The organism is Nocardiopsis sp. iso_237 (assembly GCF_056173345.1).
Genome location: NZ_CM149669.1, coordinates 5,297,861 through 5,318,799 on the forward strand (window position 1 = coordinate 5,297,861; position 20,939 = coordinate 5,318,799).

At 73.2% G+C, this 20,939-nt stretch carries 17 protein-coding genes; 2 read left to right on the forward strand and 15 right to left on the reverse strand.

The genetic code is table 11. The features are described 5' to 3' along the window. Positions 1–40: 40 nt before the first annotated feature. Positions 41–835, reverse strand: coding sequence for an AfsR/SARP family transcriptional regulator (locus AC0VYM_RS23870; RefSeq protein WP_475455766.1), 795 nt, complete (start codon positions 833–835; stop codon positions 41–43). Positions 836–1,131: 296 nt separating this feature from the next. Between AC0VYM_RS23870 and AC0VYM_RS23875 the strand changes: the two genes are divergently transcribed. Continuing rightward, positions 1,132–2,397, forward strand: coding sequence for an aminotransferase family protein (locus AC0VYM_RS23875; protein ID WP_475455768.1), 1,266 nt, complete (start codon positions 1,132–1,134; stop codon positions 2,395–2,397). Continuing rightward, complete coding sequence (locus AC0VYM_RS23880) at positions 2,394–3,569, forward strand: iron-containing alcohol dehydrogenase (protein WP_475455770.1); 1,176 nt, start codon at positions 2,394–2,396, stop codon at positions 3,567–3,569. The genes AC0VYM_RS23875 and AC0VYM_RS23880 overlap by 4 nt, the downstream gene beginning before the upstream one ends. Positions 3,570–3,882: 313 nt before the next feature. Here AC0VYM_RS23880 and AC0VYM_RS23885 read toward each other — a convergent pair whose 3' ends face one another. The 14 genes from AC0VYM_RS23885 to lepB form a co-directional block, all read right to left on the reverse strand. Further along, positions 3,883–5,241, reverse strand: coding sequence for a SagB/ThcOx family dehydrogenase (locus AC0VYM_RS23885; RefSeq protein ID WP_475455772.1), 1,359 nt, complete (start codon positions 5,239–5,241; stop codon positions 3,883–3,885). Continuing rightward, positions 5,238–6,338 carry a thiopeptide maturation pyridine synthase gene (locus tag AC0VYM_RS23890; protein ID WP_475455774.1) on the reverse strand — a complete coding sequence of 367 codons (1,101 nt, stop codon included), beginning with the start codon at positions 6,336–6,338 and terminating at the stop codon, positions 5,238–5,240. Before AC0VYM_RS23890 ends, AC0VYM_RS23885 begins: the two co-directional genes overlap by 4 nt. Beyond that, complete coding sequence (locus AC0VYM_RS23895; protein ID WP_475455776.1) at positions 6,335–7,258, reverse strand: thiopeptide-type bacteriocin biosynthesis protein; 924 nt, start codon at positions 7,256–7,258, stop codon at positions 6,335–6,337. The genes AC0VYM_RS23890 and AC0VYM_RS23895 overlap by 4 nt, the downstream gene beginning before the upstream one ends. Further along, positions 7,255–9,777 carry a lantibiotic dehydratase gene (locus tag AC0VYM_RS23900; RefSeq protein WP_475455778.1) on the reverse strand — a complete coding sequence of 841 codons (2,523 nt, stop codon included), beginning with the start codon at positions 9,775–9,777 and terminating at the stop codon, positions 7,255–7,257. The genes AC0VYM_RS23895 and AC0VYM_RS23900 overlap by 4 nt, the downstream gene beginning before the upstream one ends. Beyond that, the gene (locus AC0VYM_RS23905) at positions 9,774–11,432 is read right to left on the reverse strand and encodes a SagB family peptide dehydrogenase (protein WP_475455780.1); all 1,659 of its coding nucleotides are present in this window, start codon (positions 11,430–11,432) and stop codon (positions 9,774–9,776) included. The genes AC0VYM_RS23900 and AC0VYM_RS23905 overlap by 4 nt, the downstream gene beginning before the upstream one ends. Beyond that, positions 11,429–13,306, reverse strand: a complete 1,878-nt coding sequence (locus AC0VYM_RS23910; RefSeq protein ID WP_475455782.1) for a TOMM precursor leader peptide-binding protein — start codon at positions 13,304–13,306, stop codon at positions 11,429–11,431. The genes AC0VYM_RS23905 and AC0VYM_RS23910 overlap by 4 nt, the downstream gene beginning before the upstream one ends. Next, complete coding sequence (locus AC0VYM_RS23915; protein ID WP_475455784.1) at positions 13,303–15,108, reverse strand: NAD(P)-dependent oxidoreductase; 1,806 nt, start codon at positions 15,106–15,108, stop codon at positions 13,303–13,305. The genes AC0VYM_RS23910 and AC0VYM_RS23915 overlap by 4 nt, the downstream gene beginning before the upstream one ends. A 79-nt stretch (positions 15,109–15,187) precedes the next feature. Continuing rightward, positions 15,188–15,406 carry a hypothetical protein gene (locus AC0VYM_RS23920; protein ID WP_017545978.1) on the reverse strand — a complete coding sequence of 73 codons (219 nt, stop codon included), beginning with the start codon at positions 15,404–15,406 and terminating at the stop codon, positions 15,188–15,190. Positions 15,407–15,681: 275 nt separating this feature from the next. Then, positions 15,682–15,897, reverse strand: coding sequence for a hypothetical protein (locus AC0VYM_RS23925; RefSeq protein WP_017545977.1), 216 nt, complete (start codon positions 15,895–15,897; stop codon positions 15,682–15,684). A 357-nt stretch (positions 15,898–16,254) separates the two neighbouring features. Then, positions 16,255–17,421: a DNA-processing protein DprA gene (gene dprA, locus AC0VYM_RS23930; RefSeq protein ID WP_475455787.1), complete on the reverse strand. Its 1,167-nt coding sequence runs from the start codon at positions 17,419–17,421 to the stop codon at positions 16,255–16,257. Further along, entirely contained in the window at positions 17,418–18,938 is a 1,521-nt protein-coding gene (locus AC0VYM_RS23935) for a YifB family Mg chelatase-like AAA ATPase (RefSeq protein WP_475455789.1), read from the reverse strand. Before AC0VYM_RS23935 ends, dprA begins: the two co-directional genes overlap by 4 nt. Beyond that, entirely contained in the window at positions 18,938–19,309 is a 372-nt protein-coding gene (locus AC0VYM_RS23940; RefSeq protein ID WP_475455790.1) for a YraN family protein, read from the reverse strand. Before AC0VYM_RS23940 ends, AC0VYM_RS23935 begins: the two co-directional genes overlap by 1 nt. A 113-nt stretch (positions 19,310–19,422) precedes the next feature. Continuing rightward, complete coding sequence (locus AC0VYM_RS23945) at positions 19,423–19,755, reverse strand: DUF2469 domain-containing protein (protein ID WP_475455792.1); 333 nt, start codon at positions 19,753–19,755, stop codon at positions 19,423–19,425. Positions 19,756–20,024: 269 nt separating this feature from the next. Further along, a complete protein-coding gene (gene lepB, locus AC0VYM_RS23950; protein WP_475455794.1) occupies positions 20,025–20,900 on the reverse strand; it encodes a signal peptidase I in 876 nt (291 codons plus the stop codon). Positions 20,901–20,939 lie beyond the last annotated feature (39 nt).

Here is a 20,939-nt window from a genome sequence, read left to right on the forward strand (position 1 = left end):
TGACGGAGGTGATCCGGGACGACCCTCCGAAGGAACCCTCCTACGCGGCGCTCGGTTCCCACTGCGTGTCCAGGTCGTCGGCGGTGATCCGCAGGAGCTGGCCGTCGGCCCGCAGGATCGCCTCGTGGAGTCGCCGCAGCGGCATGGTGGGCTCCACACCGAGCTCGTGGGCGAGGCGGAGCCGGGTTCCCCGATAGATTCCCAGCGCCTCGGCCTGGCGGCCCGACCTGTAGAGCGCGAGCATCAACAGGGCGAGCAGTCTCTCCCGGTACGGGTGCAGAGCGGCGAGCTCGGTGAGTTCGGGCACCAGACGGGCGTGGTGCCCCCGGTCGAGGTCGATCTCGATCCTTTCCTGGTTGGTCAACAGCCTGAGTTCCTCCAGCCGCCGAATCTCGTTCGCCACCACTCCGCTGTTGGGAATATCCGAATACGGTCTTCCCCGCCACAGCCCCATGGCGTGGCAGTACATTTCGGAGGCCTGCTGGAGCTCGCTCCGGCCGCGCGCCCTCCGTGCGAGGACGACCGTCGACTCGAACCTCTTCGCGTCGACCTCCGCGCTACACAACTCCATGCGATATCCCGGGCCGTCCCGCACCAGACGGCCGCTGTCGTCCAGCACCTTCCGCAGCCGGTGGACGTAGACCTGCAAGGTGCTGCGGGCCCCGTCCGGTGGCGTTCCCTCCCAGAGGGCCTCCGCCAGTTCGTCCAGCGAGAGCCGGTGCCCTCCCTGGCTCAGCAGTACGGCCAACAGACGGCGCAACATGGGGGCCCTGAGCACAACCGGAACGCCGTCCCGATAAATGACCAGCGGTCCCAGAATCCCGAACTCAATCACGTCGCCTCCTGTTCGGGAAGTGCTCTACCCATCTCCGTGCGTCCGGAACGGGCCAGCTTTATCACTACTTTAGGTGGCAAATCATTGCCGGCGGTTACCTTCAGCACGTGTTGAAAGTAGGTCGAAAGACCTGTTCGGCGCAACCGGACAGTAATCGAGGTGTAAGCGACTTCCCGCATGCTGGGGACAGCGTCGACTGAAGCCTGCCAAGAAAGAGCGAGATGAACTCTGACGGGCGACCCCCCGCTCCACCGGGAACTTCGGGAGCCTCGCCCCTGTGGCTGCCGATGACCTCGATGTCCATGTTCGAGCGGGGCGGGACGACCCTCGTGGAGGGCGACGGCGTCCGGGTCCGGGACGAGGCCGGGAACAGCTACCTGTCCGCCACGTCCGGCCTGTGGAACGTGACCTGCGGCTGGAACCATCCCAGGATCGTCGACGCCGTCACCGATCAGCTGCGCCGGTTCTCCTACGGGACGCTGTTCCGCTACGGACACGACGTCGCCCGCGACCTCGCCGCCCGGCTGCTGGAGATCGCGCCCGGACGCTTCGACCGCGTCTACTTCTCCTCCTCCGGTTCCTCCGCAAACGAGGCGGCCGTGAAGGTGCTGCGCCGGTACCGGAGCCTGATCGGGCAACCCGAGCGCCGTCTGGTGATCTCCTTCGACGCCCACTCCTGGCACGGGACCGGGATCGGCGCCATGGCCCTGACCGGGGAGGACCTCGACCAGGACGAGTACGGGGTGGACCGCCGGTGGAACCGGCTGCTCCCCTACCCAGACCCCTTCGCCGCCGAGCGCGGGCTGGGCCCCGACGAGCGGACCTGCCGTGCGGCCCTGGCCGAGCTGGAGCGCACCGAGGGCGACCAGGTGGCCGCGGTCATCGTCGAACCCGTCCTCTGCTCGGGCGGCGTGCTCATGCCGCCGGAGGGCTTCCTGGAGGAGGTCGCCGCCGCCACCGAGCGCATGGGCGCCCACCTGATCGTCGACGAGGTGGCCACCGGGTTCGGACGCACCGGCAGGATGTTCGCGACCGAGCACACCGGTGTCCGGCCCGACGTGGTGACCATGTCCAAGGGCATCAACAGCGGGTACCTCCCGCTGGCCGCCACGCTCTTCCCCGCCGAGGTGTTCGAGGCCTACGAGGCCTCGGGGACCTACCTCACGCACGGGGAGACCCAGTCCGGGAACCCCGCCGCCTGCGCCGCCGCCCTCGCCACCCTGGACGTCATGGAGGACGAGAACCTGGTGGAGCGCTCCGCCAAGGCCGGGGCCCGGCTGCGGCAGCACCTGGACACGCTCCTCGAACTCGACATCGTCGGTGAGGTGCGCGGTGAGGGCCTGGCCCTGGCCGTCGAACTGGTCCGGGACGGGGAGAGCCGCGCGCCGCTCTCCCCCATGGACATGGCGATGATCAGCCACCTGTGTCAGCGCAACGGGCTCCTGGTGCACCTGAGCCGCCGTTGCCTGCTCCTGTTCCCCCCACTGGTCGTCACGGACGCCGAAGTGGACGAGATCGCGGCCCGGCTGACCGGCGCGTTGAAGGCGGTGAGGTCACGATGACCGACACGGGTTCCACCATCAACCCCCACTGGTGGGTGCCCACCAGGGTCGACTTCGGCGCGGGCCGTCTGCGTGACGTGCCGCTGGAGATCGAGCGGACCGGCCGCCCCGTGGCGGTCGTGGTCGACGAGTTCGCCGCGACCTCCGTGCCCGGTGTCGCCTCCCTGCTGGAACGGCTCGCCCCCGAGGTGACCGTCCGCCGCGCCCCCTCCACTCCCACCCGGCAGGAGGCCGCGGAGCTGGCCGACCGTCTGCGCGCGGAGGGTGTCCGCTCCGTCTGCGCGATCGGCGGCGGAACGGTGATGGACCTGGCCAAGGCGGCGGCCGCGGCCGTGGCGCTGCCCGGACTGCTCACCGGCTGGAAGCCAGGCGGCGGGTTCGTCATGCCCGAGCCCGTCACCCGGGGCGGCCTGCCCGTGGTGGCGGTGCCGACCACGGCCGCGACGGGCAGCGAGGTGAACGCCAAGGCGAGCCTGGCCGACGGTGCCGACCGCCGTTTCCTGGTCCACTGGTCCCTGTTCCCCAGGGTCGCGGTGATCGACCCGATGCTGCACACGTCGCTGCCGCCCGCCCTGACCGCCGAGGGCGCCCTGGAGACGGTCGCGCGGCTCCTGGTCCCCATGGTGTCGGACCCGCCCACCACGGCCCTGCCCGACGAGGTCGCGATCGGCCAGATCAGGGCGGTGATCCCGGCCGCCGAACGGGCGCTCGCGGACGGCGACGACCTGGAGGCGCGCGGCACCGTCGCGCTGGCCGCCAGCGTCAGCACCTTCACGCTGCACCAGATCGGCCGCCACCTGCACTCGTTCTGGGTCTGGTACCCGACCAACACGCTCACCGCCCAGGGGCTTCGCAAGGGACCGGCCCTCGGTGTCCTGCTGACCCGGTGGGCGCGGATGGTGGTGGACGGCGACAAGCTGGCCGGTCACGCGGACCGGCTCGCGGAGCTGGGCGGTCGGGCGCTGGGCCTGACAGGTGGGTCGGTGACCCCGGTCGAGGTCGCGGACGCGCTGGCCGACCTCCTTCGCCGGTGGGGCTTCCCCACCGAGTTCGAGGAGCTGGGCCTGGACACCACCGCCGATGAGCTGACCGAGCAGACCTGGCGCGCCTGGTCCGAGCCGCTGCGGCCGAGGACCAGGGAGCAGGTGCGTTCCCTCTTCGAGGGTGTCTAGGCCGACCCCCTCGGACTCCGGGACCGTCTCCGACCGGCCCCGCCCTCGCAGCACCGGAGTACGTCGGACCGCCGCCCGCGCAGCCCCGCCGCGCGGGCGGCGGTCCGCGTGACGGCGCAGCCCACACATGCGGTCGTCTCTCCCTCGACGAGTGGCGGCCCCGTCCCCGAGGAGCGCCCACGGGACGCTCACACCTGAGACGGACACGTGAGGGCCGGGCCGGTCGGGAGGTTTCCCGACCGGCCCGGCCCCCTGCGCGCCCGGTCCCGACGGCATCCCCCACCACCGGGACCGGGCCGTATCACGACGCCGCCTACAGCGGCACCTCCAGCGAGGCGCCGACGTGGGCGGCCACGCCGATGGGCGCCACGCACATCGTGGAGGCGTCGGGCAGTCCCAGGTTGCCCTCGATCCCCGGGCCGTCGTAGGCGCAGAGCGGGAAGGTGCCGAAACCGCGGTCGGCGGCGACCAGGGCCGCCGCCTGGAGGGAGACGCCGATCGCCACGGCACCCACCCGGAAGGCGCCCGGACCGTGCCGGCGCACCAGCTCCGACAGCTCCAGCACCGGGACCACCACACCGGCCAGCGACAGGTTGAGCCGGTGCCCCGGAGCCCCGATCCTGGTGGCCACCCTCGGGTCCTTGGGCGGGACCAGCCTGCCGTGTCCGCCCAGGGGCGCCAGCACGGAATCGACCGCCTCCGCCACGGGAGCCAGGTCCTCGGCGGAGGGCGGGGGCGCCACGAAGCCGCCGACGGGGCTGCGGCGGCGCAGCATCGCCCGCTCCGGGTCGCGCGGCATGGTGATCTCCCCGAACTCCAGCTCCGGACCGGGCTCGGACCGGCGGGCCGCGCACAGGACGTCCTGCGGGTAGCGGTCCGGGACCGGCGGGACCCGGACGGGGGCGGGGTCGCTGGCGGGGGTCACCGTGCGGGTCGGTCCGACCGTGACGACCGCGAAGGCGATCTCGGTCTCGTCGCCCAGGTCCAGGATGTGCTCGATCTCGTCGTCGACGAAGGCCAGCCGGGGCGTGCACTCCCAGTCGAGGCTCCGTCCCGCGATCAACAGCTGCGCCAGCGTGTGGCCGGTGTCCAGCAGGTGCAGCCGGTGGGCGAACTTGCCGTACCGCCCGGTGGTGCGCTCCAGTCGGGTCGTCAGCACGATGGTCAGGTCGGAGACCGCGCCGCCCAGGGCCCGGGCCAGGCGGGGTCGGGGGTCCTCGGTGGTGACCTGGGTCAGTCCGTGGTGGACCGGGTTGTAGCGGTGGGCGCCGACCGGCAGCCCGGACTCCCCTCCCGAGAGCAGCCACAGGTCCACCGGGTAGGCCGCGCCGCCGCTGGCGACGAGCCGGAGCAGCGTGGTCATCACGTGCTGCTCGTCGAACCCCCATCCGGGGGCGCCGGTGGGCAGGAAGGCCCGTGCTCCCGAGACGGTCAGGAACCGGTGCCGTGCGAGCCCGTTGCCGGTGGCCAGCATGCGGGAGATGCGGTCGACCGGCCCGTCGGGGCCGCTCCCGGGGCGGGGCAGGGCGTGCTCGGCCACGCCCGGCCGCCCCGCCCGCGTCGGGTACAGCTGGTACGCCCCCGACACCTGCGGCAGTTCGCGGTCGGCCAGGTACGCCAGGACGGTGTCCCGGTCGGCGTCGGTCGCTGTCGTGCGCTCGGCCGTGCTCATGAGTGCCCTTCTACGAGTTCGGTCGCGCCCGAGGCCACCATCGCCACGGCGTCGACCCCACAGGCCTGCTCCACCGCGTCAGCGACGACGTGGCAGTACAGGAATCGGTCCACCGGGCGGACGCCGATCCGCGCCAGGTGCAGGTACAGGAGGTTCAGCGCCACCCGGTAGCGGAGGAACCAGGGGGCCCCGCGCAGGGTCCGCTCGAAGTCCCCGGAGCCGCGCAGGGTCCGGTGGAAGGCGCTGTGGCGGGTCTGTTCCTCGGTCGCGCCACCGCCCTCGCCGCCCCCGCCACCGGCGAGGGGACCGTCGAGGTCGAGTCGGCCGTCCGCGAGCAGCGGCCGTGCCGCGTCGGCGGCCCGCACGAGTTCGCGGCCCACGGAGGCGGTGAGGTCGTCCAGGTGCTCGGCGGCCCCTTCGGCGTGGGCCCGCACCCGCCGCACGAGGGGTTCCCGCAGCCGCGCGGAGCGTTCGTCGAAGAGCGCGCGGACGGCCCCGGGGTCGGGGCTGCCCATGATGTGCGCCTCGGCGTGGGAGCGGTAGGAGACGAACCCGCGTTCGAGGTAGCCGCCCACCTCCCGCGCCATGAGCAGCATGAGGTCGACGACGTGGGTGCTCAGCGAGGGGCCCTCGCCCACGGCCATGGTGAGCGCGGCGTCGGCGGTGCGTTCGTGGAAGCCCTCGAAGAGCGCCACCGCGTCGGGCGTGCCGAGCACGTGCAGCCGGGGGTCGTGCGGCTCCTCCTCGACGGTGTTGTCGGGCTGCTGAGGTTCGAGCGGCCCGTACTCCCGTTCGCGCTCTGCCAGGAGCCGGTAGGTCTCACGGAGCGGTTCGGGGTCGATCACCGTGGTGGACGGGTGGGCGGCCAGGGCGGCGCCCAGGTGGCGTTCGGCGGCGGGGCGCACGATCCGCTCCCACGTGGCGTCGTCGGCGTCCACGACGATCCGCAGGTGCGGGCCGCGCCGCCAGTGCCGCGCCCAGTGGGCGGACAGGCCCTCGGCGGCCAGCTCCGCGAGCAGGGGGCGCACCCCGGTCCGCAGCAGGGGCGCGGGGTCGGGGTCGTGGTAGGCGACCCGGAGTCGCCGGGCGGCCGTCACGGCCGCACCGACGCGGTCTCGGCCAGGGCCAACCTGAGCAGTTCCATCACCAGTGCCTCCCGTTCCATGTGGACCCCGAGTCGGTTGTTGTGCATGTGCAGCGCGGAGAGGGTCACCATCCCCCGGTCGAGGTGGGCGACGTCCTCCGGCGCCGTGCCCTCGGGCGGCTCCAGCAGGCCGCGCGCCTCCACGTCGGTGAGCCCCTCCTGAAGCCGCTGGCAGGCGCGCAGCCACTCGCCCTCGCCGCCGCTCGGTGACGTGGTCAGGGCGTGCCGGACGAGGTGGCGGACGCGTTCCCCGGACCGCTGCCAGGACTGGTCGACGACCCGCTGCCACTGGGCGCCGATCCGCTCACCGATCCAGCGGCCGACCATGTGGTCCACGAACCGGTGCACCCAGCCCGCGTCACCGACCGTCGCCAGGCCGCTGGCCATGCACCACACGGCGCGGGCCACCGGGTCGGTGGGGGTGCCCACGTACGCGAGGGCGTCGCGGCTGGACGCGGTGAAGAACTCCTCGACGTGCCCCATCGCCTCGGGGCCGCCGTACATCCCGGTCTCGGGCCGGTACGGCTCCCAGGTGAGGGTGTTGTCCGGCAGCAGGTCGCCGCCGGTCTCGTCGCCCGGGTTCCCGATGAGGCCAGCGAGCCGCTGGTAGTCGGCCGGGTCGGCCGCGGAACGTGAGGGCCGTCGTGCCACCAGGTCCTCGAACCGGCTCCGGACCTCCTCGTGCGCGGTCTCGCGGTCGGCGGGGTCGGGCACCCACAGGCGGAACCTGACGTGCGGGCCTCCGGTCCAGTAGCGGACGTAGAACCAGCGCGGCGCGCGGTCGCCCAGCGTCCGCACGGTCGGCGCGACGACGGAGGTGACCACCTCCGCGAGGTCCTGGTTGTAGTAGCAGTGGGCCGTGATCCAGCTCATGCGCGGTCCCCCGGTAGTTCGACGGCGTACTCCACGACCCGGTCGGTGCCGAACACGTCCGGCTCGGCCTCCTGGAACAGCAGCAGGTCCCGTCCCCTGGACATCCGGGCCAGCTCCTCGATCCCCCACCAGGAGCACAGGTCCAGCGGGCGCGGTTTGCGGTCCTTGGCCTTCTCCATGACCCGTTGGGTGGAGTCGACGACGTCGGCGGCCCGTGCGAAGACGACGTCGGGCAGCCCCAGGTCCCGGACCCTGCGGCGTACGCGGGTGAACCGGTCGAAGTCGTCCCCCTCGCACAGGTCCAGTTCGGCGCGGGGCACGATCCAGCTCCGGCGCTCCATGAGGACCCCGCCGACCCGCAGGCGCGGCAGGACCGACACCTCGGACGGCTTCGGGTTGACGTACAGCGACCGGGCCCGCCCCACCAGCGCCCACGCCTCGGCCATGGGGGTGGTCAGGTCGAGGAGGAAGCGCAGCACGGGAGGGAACCAGTAGCGGCCCATGGTGCCCCGGTGGACGAGCAGCACCGGGCGGTCGGCCGGACGCCACCACAGGGTCGGGAGTCCGGCCGGGTCCATGCGGATTTCGAGGTCGGCCGGGCGGACCCGTCGCCCGGGAGGCCGTGAGGGGACGCACCCCGGCCAGACCAGCTCGTGTCCGGCGTACGGCGCGACCCGGTTGAGGGAGCTGCGGAACAGGCCCGCCACCTCGACGAGGAGGGGTCCGTCTCCGTCGTCGTGCGGGACCGGCGGCTCCGACCAGCGGCGGACCCGTGAGCCCGCCGTCTCGTGCCCGGGGGCGGCCGCGTTGAAGGCCACGGACCCGTCCGCCAGTGGCTGGAGGAACAGGGTGGTGGGGTGGTCGTCGGGCAGCCAGGCGGGCCCGGCGTCCAGCAGCCGGTCCAGGGCGTCGGTGTCCGCGTCGAAGGCGGGGCCGCCGCCGTCCGGCGGGGTGAGGAGTCCGAGCAGCCCGGTCTGGAACCGGCGCAGCTCCTCGATCCGGGGTACCCCGGTGTCCGCCAGGTGGAAGGGGTTGTCGCGCAGCCCGTGGAGGCCGACGGTGTCGGGGGCGCCCTCAGCGGCGTTCCCGGGCACGGCGGCCTCGTTCCAGGCCAGCCAGGCCTCCAGCAGCCCCACGCGGGTACCGGTTCCGAAGCGGCGGCCGAGCAGTTCCGCGATGGCCAGGCGGCCGGGCAGGGCGCCGTCGAACACCGACACGAGGCGCCGGACCCGGTGCAGGTCGCGGTCGAGCGCCGACCAGTCGGGGGTCCGGGGCGGGGTGGACCATCCGGGGAGGACGTCCTCGTAGCAGAGGTACTTGCCCGGGATCAGGGACGGGTCTCCCCCGGCCTCGGTCAGGGCCGCGCCGACCGCCGACCGCAGGCGTCCCAGGGACAGCCACCGGTCACCGGGCGCGTCGGCGGTCTCGACCTCGCGCGCCGCCGCGCCGACCCTCCTGACGTGGGACTCCTCGGGGAGTCCGAGCCGGTCTGCCGCCTCGGTCAGACGGTCACGTGCCTGGTCGGGCACACCGAGGTCGCTCTGGAGGAGTCCGGCCGCCACCAGCTGCCCGAGCATCGACTCGGCCTCGGCGGCGGACGCGCCGGACTCGGAGGTGAGGAACCCGGCCAGGTCGGCCGGGGAGGCGCCGTCCTCGGCCCGCCGGGCGAGCGCGAGCAGCCAGGGGCGGGCGGGTACGCCCACGCAGCGGCCGTCCGCGTGCACGACCACGACCCGCTCCCCCATGACGGTCAGGGTGGGGTTGGTCCGCAGGAACAGCGGCCCGTGCGCGGTCGCCAGCAGGCGCTCCAGCTGGAACTCGACCTCGGCGTTGAGTTCGAGGTGGCGGGAGAGCCCCTCCGGCGCCGGGACCTGGACGGCCTCCGCCGATCCGACCTCCGCCGATCCGACCTCCGGCGCGGCTCCGTTCCCGGCGGGGAGCGGTCCGGCGGTGGTCAGGGTGGAGAAGGGGCTGGTCTTCAGCGCGGTCCGCAGGACGTAGTTGACCACGCGTCTGCGGGTGTTGAGGTGCTCGGGGGCGCCCGGCGGCCCGGAGAGCCAGGCCTCGACGTCGGGGAACAGGGCGTCGCTGGCCATGGCGAGCGCGCGCCGGAAGTCCTCGTCCCGGACGAGGTCGGCCAGGCGTTGTTCGGCGGCCGACGTCTCGGTGCGGAACGCCTCGTGGGCCTCCTCCCAGCCCCGGTCCAGCGTCTCGTGGTCGGCGACCAGCCGGGCGTGGAGTTCCCGGGCGGGCGCCGACAGGCGGGCCAGCGCCGCCTCCGACAGCGCCTTGGGAGCCCGCCCGTTGTGGACGGCCCGACGGCAGGCCAGCAGCGCGCGGCGGACGGCGCGGTCCTCGCACCCGCCCACCGCCGTGTGGATCAGGTCCGCCAGTTCGCCGCCCCGGCGGTCGAGGTCGTCCCGGAACGCGTCGAGGTCACCGAGGCGGCGGGCGGTGTCGGTCAGCTCTCCGACCCGCGCGCCGCCGCTGGGCAGGCCCGCTACACGTGCAACGATCAAGGCCGCACCCTCGTCCCCAGGTGCCAGGGCGCGTTGGGCTCGCCCAGTACCAGAAGAAACACCGGAATCTCCCGTTCGCCGTCGATCCCCAGCAGGCGGGCGCACTCGTCGGCGTCGTAGCTGTTGGTCACCCGGGCGGAGAGCCCGTGCGCGGCCGCTGCCAGGGAGACCCGCTGCGCCACCACTCCGGTGAGCAGCTGGGTCGCGCGGAAGGCACGCCTCGGGTGGTGTTCGAGCAGCCGCTCCGTGTCCGCGGTGAGGGCCACCATCAGCGGTGCGGTCCGCGCGTTGATCTCCGTCCGCCACACGTCCATGGCCTGGAACGGGGGGCGCAGGTCGCCGTGGCTCACGGTCCGCAGCGCGCCGTCCACGAGGCGGTAGTGCCCCTGCGGCAGGTCCGTGACCGCGCCCGCGATCACGTGCACCCCCACCTCGGGCGGCGCGGCCTCGTGCCAGAGGTCGTCGGCGGTCGGCCGGGCCGCGTCGAGCAGGAGGTCGGCCACGACCCCCAACGGCACCGGCTTCGCGGTGGGCAGGAACACGTCCGGCCCGGAGTCGCGGCGGACCACCGCCGCCCCCGTGTCCGTACCGCTCTCCCGGCGCAGCGGCGCCAGCGGCAGGTCGGACCGCGAGCCCGGGGCCGCCGGTTCGGCGCCGACCAGCGGGGTGCTGGCCGGGGCCCTCACCGGCTCCAATTCGACCGGGTCGTTCAGCCGGGAGGCCCGCTCCACGGCCAGGGTCCGGTAGCTGAGCGCGGGCTCGATGCCGTTGCCGCCCGCCACCGGGACCACGGTCCGCCTCGGCGGTACCGGTGCGGCCGTGCGGTGACCGGGCTCCGTCGGCACGTCCGCGTCGTCCCAGAGGGGCAGGAGCGCCAGCACCGACTCGGAGTCGTCGTCCGGCAGCGCGAGCAGGCGGGCGACGGCCTCGTCGAGGAACCGGAGCCGCGCGTGGCCGCCCAGGCCCAGGGCGGAGGCCACCACCTGGAGGTTGCCGAGGACCAGCCCGGCCTCCTGGGTGACCAGCCGGTAGGCGTAGTTCCGGTACCGGAAGGCGGTCTTGCCCAGCCGCGCGGTGACGATCAGGACGGTGCGCGCGCCGTCGAGCTCCGCCGCCGACGCGGCGGCCAGTTCGGACAGGCCGACGTCGTCGCGCAGCTCGGAGAGCTCGTGGTGGGCCGGGTCGTAGCGGTGGACGCCTCCCGGCGCCGCGTCCGACCACACCGCCAACTCGACCGGGTAGAAGCAGCGGGCCGAGGCCACCGTCCGGTGCCACGGCCACTCCACCTGCGGGCCGATGTCCATGCGGGAGAAGCCGTAACCGTAGAACAGCAGCTCGCCCAGCCGCTCCAGGTCCGACCCGTGATCGGGGCCGGACCCGCCGGGGCCGGCTCCGGGACGCGTGTGCTCGTCCCGGAGCGCGGCCCCGAGCGGACCGATGCGGTGACGCGGCCCGGAGGGAAGTCCGAACCTGCGCCGTGGCACGGCGGGGCGGGTGAACAGCGGGGGGCGGGCGGGGTCGTCGAGTCCGCCCTGCCCCTCCGCGTGGATCGCCTGCCACCGGTAGTGCACGTCGTACAGGTACTCCCGTACCAGGGTCGCGTCATCGTCGTCGGTCACGGGTACCGCCGTCGTGTCGGTGTGCGTGTCCGTCATGGGAACGGGTGCGGGTCGGGGTTCACGTCGTCGAAGCCCTGCTCCGCCGCCGCCGCGAACACCCGGTCGAGTCCGCGCACACGACGGAACCTGTTGCCGAAGGTCATCGGCAGCATCCCCGGCACGATCACCTTCACGCAGAACAGACCGCCGGCCCTGTGCTCGGGGGTGGTCTGGTCGACCACCAGCACCTCCAGACCGTGCTGCCGCAGCCGCTCGACGGTGTCGTTGAGCAGCGCCTCCAGGTCGGTCGGACCGTCGGCGTGCAGGCGCGGGTCGGGCTCGGCCATCTCCCGCTTGGGACCGTCGAACAGGAACGCCAGCCGGTCCTGGGCCTCGGGCCTGCCGTTGAGCTGGCTGTGGTGCAGCATCGACGTGCACAGGTCGGGGTCGTCGACCATGCGCCTGGCGAGGTCCTGCACGTCGGCGGGCTCGTCCTGGTGCTGGGCGATGATCGGCGCCAGCTCCAGGAGCCCGGCCGCCACCGCGTCCTCCATGTCGAAGTGGGAGGCGGCCGCGCACAGGAAGCGGGCGTAGCCGTCCCGCTCCCGCTCATCGACGACGCCCACCCACACGCTGGGGATCCCGTGCTCGGTGGTGGTGTCCCAGGCGTGCGCCGTGTACCCGGTCAGGCGCTCGATGCGCTCCAGCAGGAGCGGCACCGTGGTCCCCTTGGCTGTGCTGAGGTCGATCTCGGCCGGAGTGCGGCGCGAGTACCAGGTCATCAGGAACGCGTCGCGCTCGATGACCTCCATCAACCCGTGCAGGATCGTCTCCGGCATGGATCCGCCGACCGCGCAGCCGTTGGACACCTCGTACAGGAACCGGGGACGGTCCGGGCGGACCAGCCGGGTGCGGTAGTAGGCGTAGGTCTCCGGAACGAGGACCGGCCGGTCATGGGTGAGGGACCGGCCCCAGACCCAGTCCAGCTCCGACTCCTCCGTCCACCGCTGGCACGGGAAGCCCTCCTCGTCGTAGCGGTGCTCGTCGTGCAGGCCGAGCCGACGCAGGTCGAGCGCCTCGGGAAGGTCCTTGTAGGCGCCCGTGACCACGCTCCGGTGGCCGGACGGGCTCATCCCGCCCCAGCGCTCGACCGCCTCCGCGACGGCGGCGGTACCCGACTCCCGGTAGGAGGGGGTGCGGCCGATGCCCTGCTCGATGTCGGTCGAGTTCCGCAGACCCAGCGGCGCGGTCATGTTCGGGAACACGCCCCCGCCGTACTTGAAGAGGGTGCGTACGAGGCCGACGTCCCGGTCCACGTAGGTCGGGAGGAAGGACGCGTCGTCCACCAGGGACTTGGTCCGCATCGAACCCGGCTTGTGGGACAGCGAGGTGCTCGGCACGAGCGTTTCGGTGTCCTCGGGGTTGTCCTCGGGCAGCGCACCGCACACGGCGCACAACGGATCGGGCAGCAGCACCGCGCGCCGCACACCGAGGCCGATCAGCCGGACCACCATGACCGATCGCCGCTCGGACGTGTCCTGGTCCCGGTCCAGCTCGACCAGACGGCCGGCGACCTCGGCGGCGAACTCGGCGTGCAGGTGGGTGAGCGCGGGCGGCGCCCACCGGCGCAGCCGCTCCGGGTCGCGGCGGTCGATCTCGGCCATCGGCTCCGGGAACTCGCGGGCCAGCAGCAGCCGCGACTCCAGGCACTCGGGGCAGCCGGGAAGGTCCTCGCGCACCACCGGCCCGACGTAGAGCCGGTCCCGACGTGCGAGCACCGGAAGCACCGGCCCGCTCCCGGCGGGGATCTCCGGGAGGACACCGTCCTCGCCGACCAGCACCGTGTACTCCGGGGGGACCGCGGCCCTGAGGGCCTCGGCCAGGGCGCCGGTGCCCACCACGGTGGGCGCGGTCGTCAACGACTCGGTCACAGCTCCACCACCCTGACCAGGTGCGGCGTGGCCGTGCGCAGGACGGGCTCGCCGTCCAGTTCCACGATCCCGAGGCGGTGCCCGCGCGCGGCCACCAGCTTGACCGCGTCCTCGGACGTCAGCGTGTGACCCGTCAGCGGGGCGGCCGAACCCTCGGGTTCGGGTACGCGGTCCGGTCGCGGGGGCAGGGTGACGGGGTCCTCCCCGCACTGCACGGAGGTCGTGGCGCGGATGACCGCCGACGAGGCGGCGGACGCCAGGTCCTGGCCGGAGGCGCGGGCCAGCGGTCCGGAGTCGGAGGCGACGAGGACCGTGGGCAGCTCGGCGTCCAACTGGAAGAGGCGGACACTCGACCGCACGAGCAGTTCCAGACGGTGCAGCTGCTCCCCGACGAGGTCGGGGAGGTCGTCGCGACCGATCAACGGAGCCCTCTCCGGGACGGGCACGACCCGCTCGGCGGCGTAGTCCAGCACCGCCTGGGAGAGCGCGGACTCACGGTCCAGCGCCGCTCCGACACCGGGAACGTGGGCGTCGGTGATCCCCACCGGTTCGACCACCGGGCCGGGCTCACCGCTGACGAGGTCACGGGCGGGGCCGCTCGCCGGGTGCGCGGCGGCCAGGCGGCCGAGAGCCGCCAGCGTGGCGCCGTGGCGCGCCTCGACGAAGGCGTCGGCCACGCCGAGGACGTCGCTGGTCTCCCCGCCCTTGGCCAGACGGGCCACGGCGACGCGCAGCGGCAGCTGCTCCGGGTGCTCCTCGATCTCCAGGAGGGGACCGGTGAGCGGGTCGAACAGTTCGGCGGCGGCGAGGGAGAACGCCTCGCTGTCGATCGCCACCCGAGGGTCGCTGACGGGGGCCGTCCCGCCGCCGACCGGCAGTACGCGCCCGGTCTGGGACTCCAGGGTCTCCAGGTCGATGCGCTCCACCTCACCGGAGACCGGCGCGGGGTAGGCGCCGGTCACGGCACGGAAGGCCGCGAACAGCGCGGTGTTGGCGGGCACGCCCACGGCGGGGCCGCGCAACCAGGTCGAGGGGCCGACGGGCAGTGCGCCGGTGTCGGTCAGGCGCGCCTTGGCGTCGGCCCAACCGGCCGCGCCGCCAGGGATCGGACCCACCCAGGCGGTGTCCCGGGTCACCAGGACCGGCAGGAGCGGGGCCGTGCAGGCGTCCGCGACGGTGTCGATCAGCGCCGGGTCCTCGGTCAGCACGACCACGAAGTCGGCGGCGGACACGCTCGCGGCGAGGTCGGCGGCCGGGGTCTCGACGAGTTCGAGGGCCGGGTCCTCCTCCTTCATCGCCGCGAGGTCGGCGGCGCGCGCGGCGCGGGCGTCGGTGTCGCCCGTGGGGTCGACGACCTCCACGCGGGCACAGCCCAGGTGCCAGGCGGCGCGCGCGGCGGAGTCCGCCAGCGGGGCCTCCCCCACGATCACCATGCGGGAGCCGCGCCAGGTCTGGAACCGGGCCGGGCCGGAGTCGCACCGGAAGTCGACGTAGGCGATCTCCGCCTGGTAGCGCTTGAGTTCCGCGTCGGTCAGCGAGTGCGACAGGTCCTCACTGACGTCGCGGACGAATCCGTTGCGTTCGAGCAGCCCCACCAGGTCGGTGGCCATCTTCTGGTGGGCGGGCGACAACCCCGAGGTCAGGTCCTCGAGCGGAACGGAACCGTCCAGGCTCGGCGCGAGCAGTTCCACCCACTGATAGATCGATCCACCGCGCAGCGTCACTGACCGCGCGCTGTCGATGATGAAGGCCCCGTCCGCGGTCGGGACGTAGTAGACATCTGGCCGGAGTTTCGGTCGCATCCGCGCCCCTCTCTTCTCTCTCACCGTTACGAGGGGACGGCCCCGGCACGGGATTCCGCACCGGGCCCGCCCCGCCGGATCAGCTGCAGCAGCAGCAGGGGCAGCAGCTACAGCAGCTGCAGCAGCCGCCGCCGCTGCCAGACGCGCCGATCTCCATCATGGCCAGCGTGGAACCGAGCGACTCGATACCACCGGGCTGGTCCGAACCGAAGCCGAGAACACCCTCACTGCTGGTGCTGAATTCCTCGACCGGAAGGTCTCCGAGACCAGCGGAAATCTGGTCAGCCTTCATCGACATGGGAACCTCCTCCCTTTCTTAGTAGGAACGCCGTGGCGCTTCTGCCCCGGCGTCGCACCATCATCCCCGCTGTTGCTTACAGCGCACCTACAGCGGGTTTGCACCTGAATACATTCACGACCGTGGTCGCTCCGAGGAAAGGTGACCGGATCCGGGAGCGGTCGGCGGGCCGATCGCGAACCGTCGCCCGACCGACCCGCACGACCTCAGTCCCCAACGACATGACCGGCCGCCCGGCCAGTAGACCCGGCAGGACGACCGGCCAGGTCACCGACTCAGCTGCAGCAGCAGCACGGGCAGCAGCTGCAGCAGCTGCAGCACTCGCCGCCGCCGGAGGCGCCGATCTCCATCATCGCCAGCGTGGAACCGAGCGACTCGATACCACCGGGCTGGTTGGAGCCGAAGCCGACGACCCCCTCGCCACTCGAACTGAATTCCTCGACCGGAAGGTCCCCAAGGCTTGCCGAGAGGTGACCGGACTCGATAGACATACGATCTCACTCCTTTCTTCGTCCAAGGTTTGACAACGCGTCGAATAATCGACACCCACCACTGTGGCCAATCGCAGTTACATCTCGACTACATCGCGTTTTACCGCCTCTGTCGGGAGGCCGCACGGCCTCACGCGCGCATGACCGCGCGTGCGCTCCCGGGCACCACAGCGGACGCCTCCGAGGCCCCTGGCCTGTGAAGGACAGCGGGCCCTCGGCCCCGGGTACGCGCTGCGGAGGGTGGGAAAACCGCCCCGGAGACACCCCCGTGGGGTCGGCGGTCTCGGCGCACTCGCCCACTACCCGCGCGGGCGCGGGGGCACTCCGGAAGCCGGGCGCCGGTCCGCACGGTGCCCACTACCCGCGCGGGCGCGACGGGCCCGCCGAGCGCGGTCTGGGTCGTCGGGGCCAGGGCAGGCGCCAGCCCGCCTCGCAGCGCTCCACCAGCCCCGCCGCCGCCAGCAGGCCCAGCGCCCGGATCGTCCGCTCCAGGTTCCCCGTGCTGTTCGTGGCCACCACGGCGGTGCCCACTCCACGGCGGGTGACCGCCGCGAGCACCCGTGCGGTCTCCCGGTCCAGCTCGGCCTCGGGCACCAGGGGGCCCGCCTGCTCGGGGACGGCCTCGCCCAACGGCACGACCAGCTCCACCACGTCGTCCGCGCGGGTCACGCAGCTCGCCCGGCCCTCGCGGAGCAGGCGGTGGCAGCCCACCGACATCGCGGAGGTCACCGGCCCCGGGACGGCCATGAGCACCCGGTGGAGATCGGTGGCGTGGGCGGCGGTGTTCAGGGCTCCGCTGCGGGCCCCCGCCTCCACGACCACTGTTCCGGGGGTGAGCGCGGCGATCAGCCGGTTGCGCACCAGGAAGTCCGGGGTGCGCGGGGTCCGACCCACCGGCCACTCGCTGACCAGCACCCCGGTGCGCGCCACGTCCGCGAACAGCCCCGCGTGACCGCGCGGGTAGTCCGTGTCCAGACCACAGGCCAGGACCACCACCGTGCTCCCCGTGGTCAGGGCCGCCCGGTGCGCGGCGCCGTCCACCCCGTAGGCGCCCCCGGACACCACGGCGAAGGAGCGGTCGGCCAGCTCGTAGGAGAGCTCGGCGGCCACGTGCAGCCCGTAGGAGGTGGCGGAGCGCGCGCCCACCACCGACACCGACCGCAGGCACAGGTTGCGCAGGTCGCCCATGCCGCGCACCCACAGCCCGTAGCAGACCGGCAGCTCGTCGAGGCGCCCCGGCCACTCCGGGTCGCCCGGGGCGACGAACCGGACCCCCGCCTCCGCCGAGGCGTCCAGCAGCCGGTCCGGGTCCACCTTCCGGGCCCGCTCCGACCAGCCCCGCCAGCTCCGGAGCGCCTGGGCCGAGGGCGGGCTCCCCGGGGGCGGCCGCCCCGACAGCAGGGCCGCCCAGACGGTCGCCGCCCCGCACTCGTTCACCAGCGGTCCCAGCCAGCGGTGGCTGGGCGGCGCCACCGCGGTCAGACCGACGCGCGCGTGTGCCTCGTCGTCCTCGCCCACCCTCACCACGCCCTTCCGGACCACAGGGCGAAGGCGTAGGAGGTCTCCTCCTCGGTGGGGCGGTCCCGGTCCGCGAGGTCGGCCAGCGTCCAGGCCACCCGCAGGGCGCGGTCCACCCCCCGGGCGCTGATCTGCCCGGCGTCCATCGCCCGCCCGAGGACCCGCAGGGCCGCCGGTTCCACCGGGAAGTCCCGGCGCAGGCGGGCACCGGGGATGACCGCGTTGGTGCTCCACGGGGTGTCCGCCAGCCGTTCCCTGGCCCGCTCCCGGGCCCGCGCCACCCGGGCGGCCACGGTCGCGGAGGACTCCGCGAAGGCCCGGTCGGCCAGGAGCTCGGCCCGTGCCACGGGCTGGAGCTCCACCTTGAGGTCGATCCGGTCCAGCAGCGGACCGGACAGCCGGGAGAGGTACCGCCGCCGCTCCCCGGACGGGCAGGTGCAGAGGCTGCCCGGCTTCGCGCAGGGGCACGGGTTGGCCGCCATCACCAGTTGGAAGCGCGCGGGAAAGGCCACCGTGGAGGTGGAGCGGGCGATCACCACCTCACCGCGTTCCAGGGGTTCGCGCAAGGAGTCCAGCACCCCGCGCCCGAACTGCGGGGCCTCGTCCACGAACAGGATCCCGTGGTGTGCCTTGGAGACCCAGCCCGGCTGCGGGTTGCCGTGGCCGCCCCCGATGATCGAGGCGCGGCTGGAGGTGTGGTGCGGGGCGGCGAAGGGCGGCACGGTGACCAGCGGGGCGCCGGGCGGCAGCAGCCCCGCCACCGAGTGGATCGCGGTGGCCTCCAGGGCCTCGGTGGAGGAGAGCGTGGGCAGCACCGTGGGCAGGCGCTCCGCGAGCAGGCTCTTGCCCGTTCCCGGCGGGCCCAGCATCATCAGGTTGTGCCCACCGGCGGCGGCGATCTCCACCGCGCGGCGGGCCACCGGCTGGCCCAGGACGTCCGCGAGGTCGGGGCTCCCCTGGTCCGTGGCGACGGCCGACGCGGGTGGCTCGTCGGGCGGCTCGGGCTCCTCCTCACCGCGCAGCCAGCCGCACAGCTCCGCGAGGTCGGTCACGGCCGTGACCGCCACGTCGGGCACCAGCCGGGCCTCGGCCAGGTTGCCCGCCGCCACCACGAACCGGGTGAACCCCTGGTCCGCGGCGGAGACCATCGCGGGGAGCACCCCGCGCACCGGGCGGGCCCGGCCGTCGAGGCCGAGTTCCCCCAGGAGCACGGTCCCCGCCAGCCGGTCCGACGGCACCTCACCGGCGGCGGCCAGCACGGCGCCCGCGATCGCCAGGTCGAAGAGGCTGCCGGACTTGGGCAGGCTGGCCGGGGACAGGCTGATGGTGATCTGCCCGCTGGGCCAGGCCTCGGAGCTGTTGGCCACCGCCGCGCGGATCCGGTCCCGGGCCTCCCGCAGGGCGGCGTCCGGCAGCCCCACCAGGGTGACCCCGGGCTCCCCGCCGCCCAGGTGCACCTCCACCTCGACGATGTGTCCCTGCACGCCCAGCAGCGTGACGCAGTGGGTGAGGGCGAGCGACATCAGCCCATCCCCCGTTCGTGGGAGACGAACACGCGCCCGCCCGTGACCAGCAGGCAGAGCCCGTCGACCCGCAGCGGCCACGGCGGGCAGCCGTGCAGACGGGCCCAGGACCGGCCCAGTTCACGCAGCCTGCGCCGCTTCCCGGCGGTGATGGCCTCCACCGGGTGGCCGAACCGCAGCGAACCACGGGTCTTGACCTCCGCGACCACCAGGAAGGGCCCGTCCCGGGCCACGATGTCGATCTCCCCGGCACCGCGCGGGGCCCGCCAGTTGCGGGCCACCACCCGCATCCCGGCGCGTTCGAGGTACGCCGCGGCGAGTTCCTCGCCGCGGCGTCCCAGCTTCCTTCGGTACTCGGCCCACCGATCCATCGGCGACCACCTCCCACAACCACGTTCGGTGATCGGGGCCGGGCGCGCCAGGGGTCAGTTTTCTCCTGTGGACAACCCTCTCCACGGAGGAGGGAGGGAACGCCGCGCGGGGGCTACTCTCCGGGTCCGCCGCCCTCCGCCGGGGGCAGCTCCAGGTCGGACTTGGTGATCTCCTCGACGTTCACGTCCTTGAACGTCACCACGCGCACGTTGCGCACGAACCGGGCCGGGCGGTACATGTCCCAGACCCAGGCGTCCTCCATCACGACCTCGAAGTACATCTCCCCGTTCTCCGTCGAGCGGGGCTGGAGGTCCACGTGGTTGGTGAGGTAGAAACGCCGCTCGGTCTCCACCACGTAGCCGAACAGGCCGACGACGTCGCGGTACTCGCGATAGAGCTGGAGCTCCATCTCGGCCTCGTACTTCTCCAGGTCCTCAGAACTCATGTGCGCGCTCGCTTTCGTCAGCACTCTCCGGTCATGATGTGCCGGTCCCCCTGACGCGGGCACCTCCGCCGTCCGGCTCGTTCCCGCCGGAGACGGCCCCCACGCGTTCGGGGAACGCCGATACGATCCGAGTTCCATCATGCGTCACGGAACGGGCTTTTGTGCCCCGTCGAGCGGAATTCCTTCGACGGATCGGTCACCCACTCCGGGGACACCACCGTGACCTGCGACGACACCCGGAACCCGATCGGCCCGGTTCGGTCACCGACTCAGCCGTCGGACCCGTTCAGCTCGTCGAACGTCGCCGGGACGCCCAGTCCTCCGGCCTGGCTGAACGGCCAGATGATGACGAAGGCCCGGCCCACGACGTGGTCGATCGGGACGGCGCCTCCCCCGGGGTTGTTCTGGTTCATGCGGGAGTCGTAGGAGATGGCCCGGTGGTCACCCATCAGCCACAGGTACCCCTCCGGCACCTCGATGGGGCCGAACTCGGTGTGGCTCTCCACGCTGCCCGGGTACAGGTAGGCGTCCTCCTCCAGGGGAACGCCGTTGACCAGGACCCGGTTCTGCTCGTCACAGCACTCCACGGTGTCACCGGGCAGGCCGATGACCCGCTTGATGTACTCCTTGCCCGTGGGCGCGGCGCCCAGCTGCTGCTGCACCCAGGTGAAACCGCGGCTGACCGGGTTGGTCGACTCCGGGGGCTGCACGACGGTCGGGTCGTCCCACGACCCGTCGCCGTTGAACACGATGACCTCTCCGCGCTCGATGTCGCGGATCTCGTACACCACCTTGTTCACCAGGACCCGGTCACCCACGAGGAGGGTGTTCTCCATCGACGACGAGGGGATGTAGAACGCCTGCATCACCCAGGTCCTGATCACGAACGCCAGCACGAGGGCGATCACGACCAGGATGGGGAGTTCCTTCCAGAACGACCCCTTCTTCGCACTGCTCTGGGACTGGCTCATGTCGGCGTCAGCTCTCTCCTCCGCTCCCTGGCCAGCGGCATCGGATACACCACTGGCTCCCAGGCGCTCATGCGTCTGGGAGCCAGTGGCGGAGCTGTGCTCCTCCGGGCCGGGCCGGGCGGAATCCTCGTCCGGGACCGCGTCCGAGCCGAGGTCCCTCTCGTCTTTGCTCATCGGCCGAAAGCCTATCCTGCCGCCCGGTGGGGCGGCGTG

Bases quoted from the DNA above. Each gene is read 5' to 3' on its own strand.
- AC0VYM_RS23875 (WP_475455768.1), top strand. From the start codon at position 1,132: ATGTCCATGTTCGAGCGGGGCGGGACGACCCTCGTGGAGGGCGACGGC.
- AC0VYM_RS23880 (WP_475455770.1), top strand. From the start codon at position 2,394: ATGACCGACACGGGTTCCACCATCAACCCCCACTGGTGGGTGCCCACC.
- AC0VYM_RS23885 (WP_475455772.1), bottom strand. From the start codon at position 5,241: ATGAGCACGGCCGAGCGCACGACAGCGACCGACGCCGACCGGGACACC.
- AC0VYM_RS23895 (WP_475455776.1), bottom strand. From the start codon at position 7,258: ATGAGCTGGATCACGGCCCACTGCTACTACAACCAGGACCTCGCGGAG.
- AC0VYM_RS23905 (WP_475455780.1), bottom strand. From the start codon at position 11,432: ATGACGGACACGCACACCGACACGACGGCGGTACCCGTGACCGACGAC.
- AC0VYM_RS23915 (WP_475455784.1), bottom strand. From the start codon at position 15,108: ATGCGACCGAAACTCCGGCCAGATGTCTACTACGTCCCGACCGCGGAC.
- AC0VYM_RS23920 (WP_017545978.1), bottom strand. From the start codon at position 15,406: ATGTCGATGAAGGCTGACCAGATTTCCGCTGGTCTCGGAGACCTTCCG.
- AC0VYM_RS23925 (WP_017545977.1), bottom strand. From the start codon at position 15,897: ATGTCTATCGAGTCCGGTCACCTCTCGGCAAGCCTTGGGGACCTTCCG.
- AC0VYM_RS23935 (WP_475455789.1), bottom strand. From the start codon at position 18,938: ATGTCGCTCGCCCTCACCCACTGCGTCACGCTGCTGGGCGTGCAGGGA.
- AC0VYM_RS23940 (WP_475455790.1), bottom strand. From the start codon at position 19,309: ATGGATCGGTGGGCCGAGTACCGAAGGAAGCTGGGACGCCGCGGCGAG.
- AC0VYM_RS23945 (WP_475455792.1), bottom strand. From the start codon at position 19,755: ATGAGTTCTGAGGACCTGGAGAAGTACGAGGCCGAGATGGAGCTCCAG.
- lepB (WP_475455794.1), bottom strand. From the start codon at position 20,900: ATGAGCAAAGACGAGAGGGACCTCGGCTCGGACGCGGTCCCGGACGAG.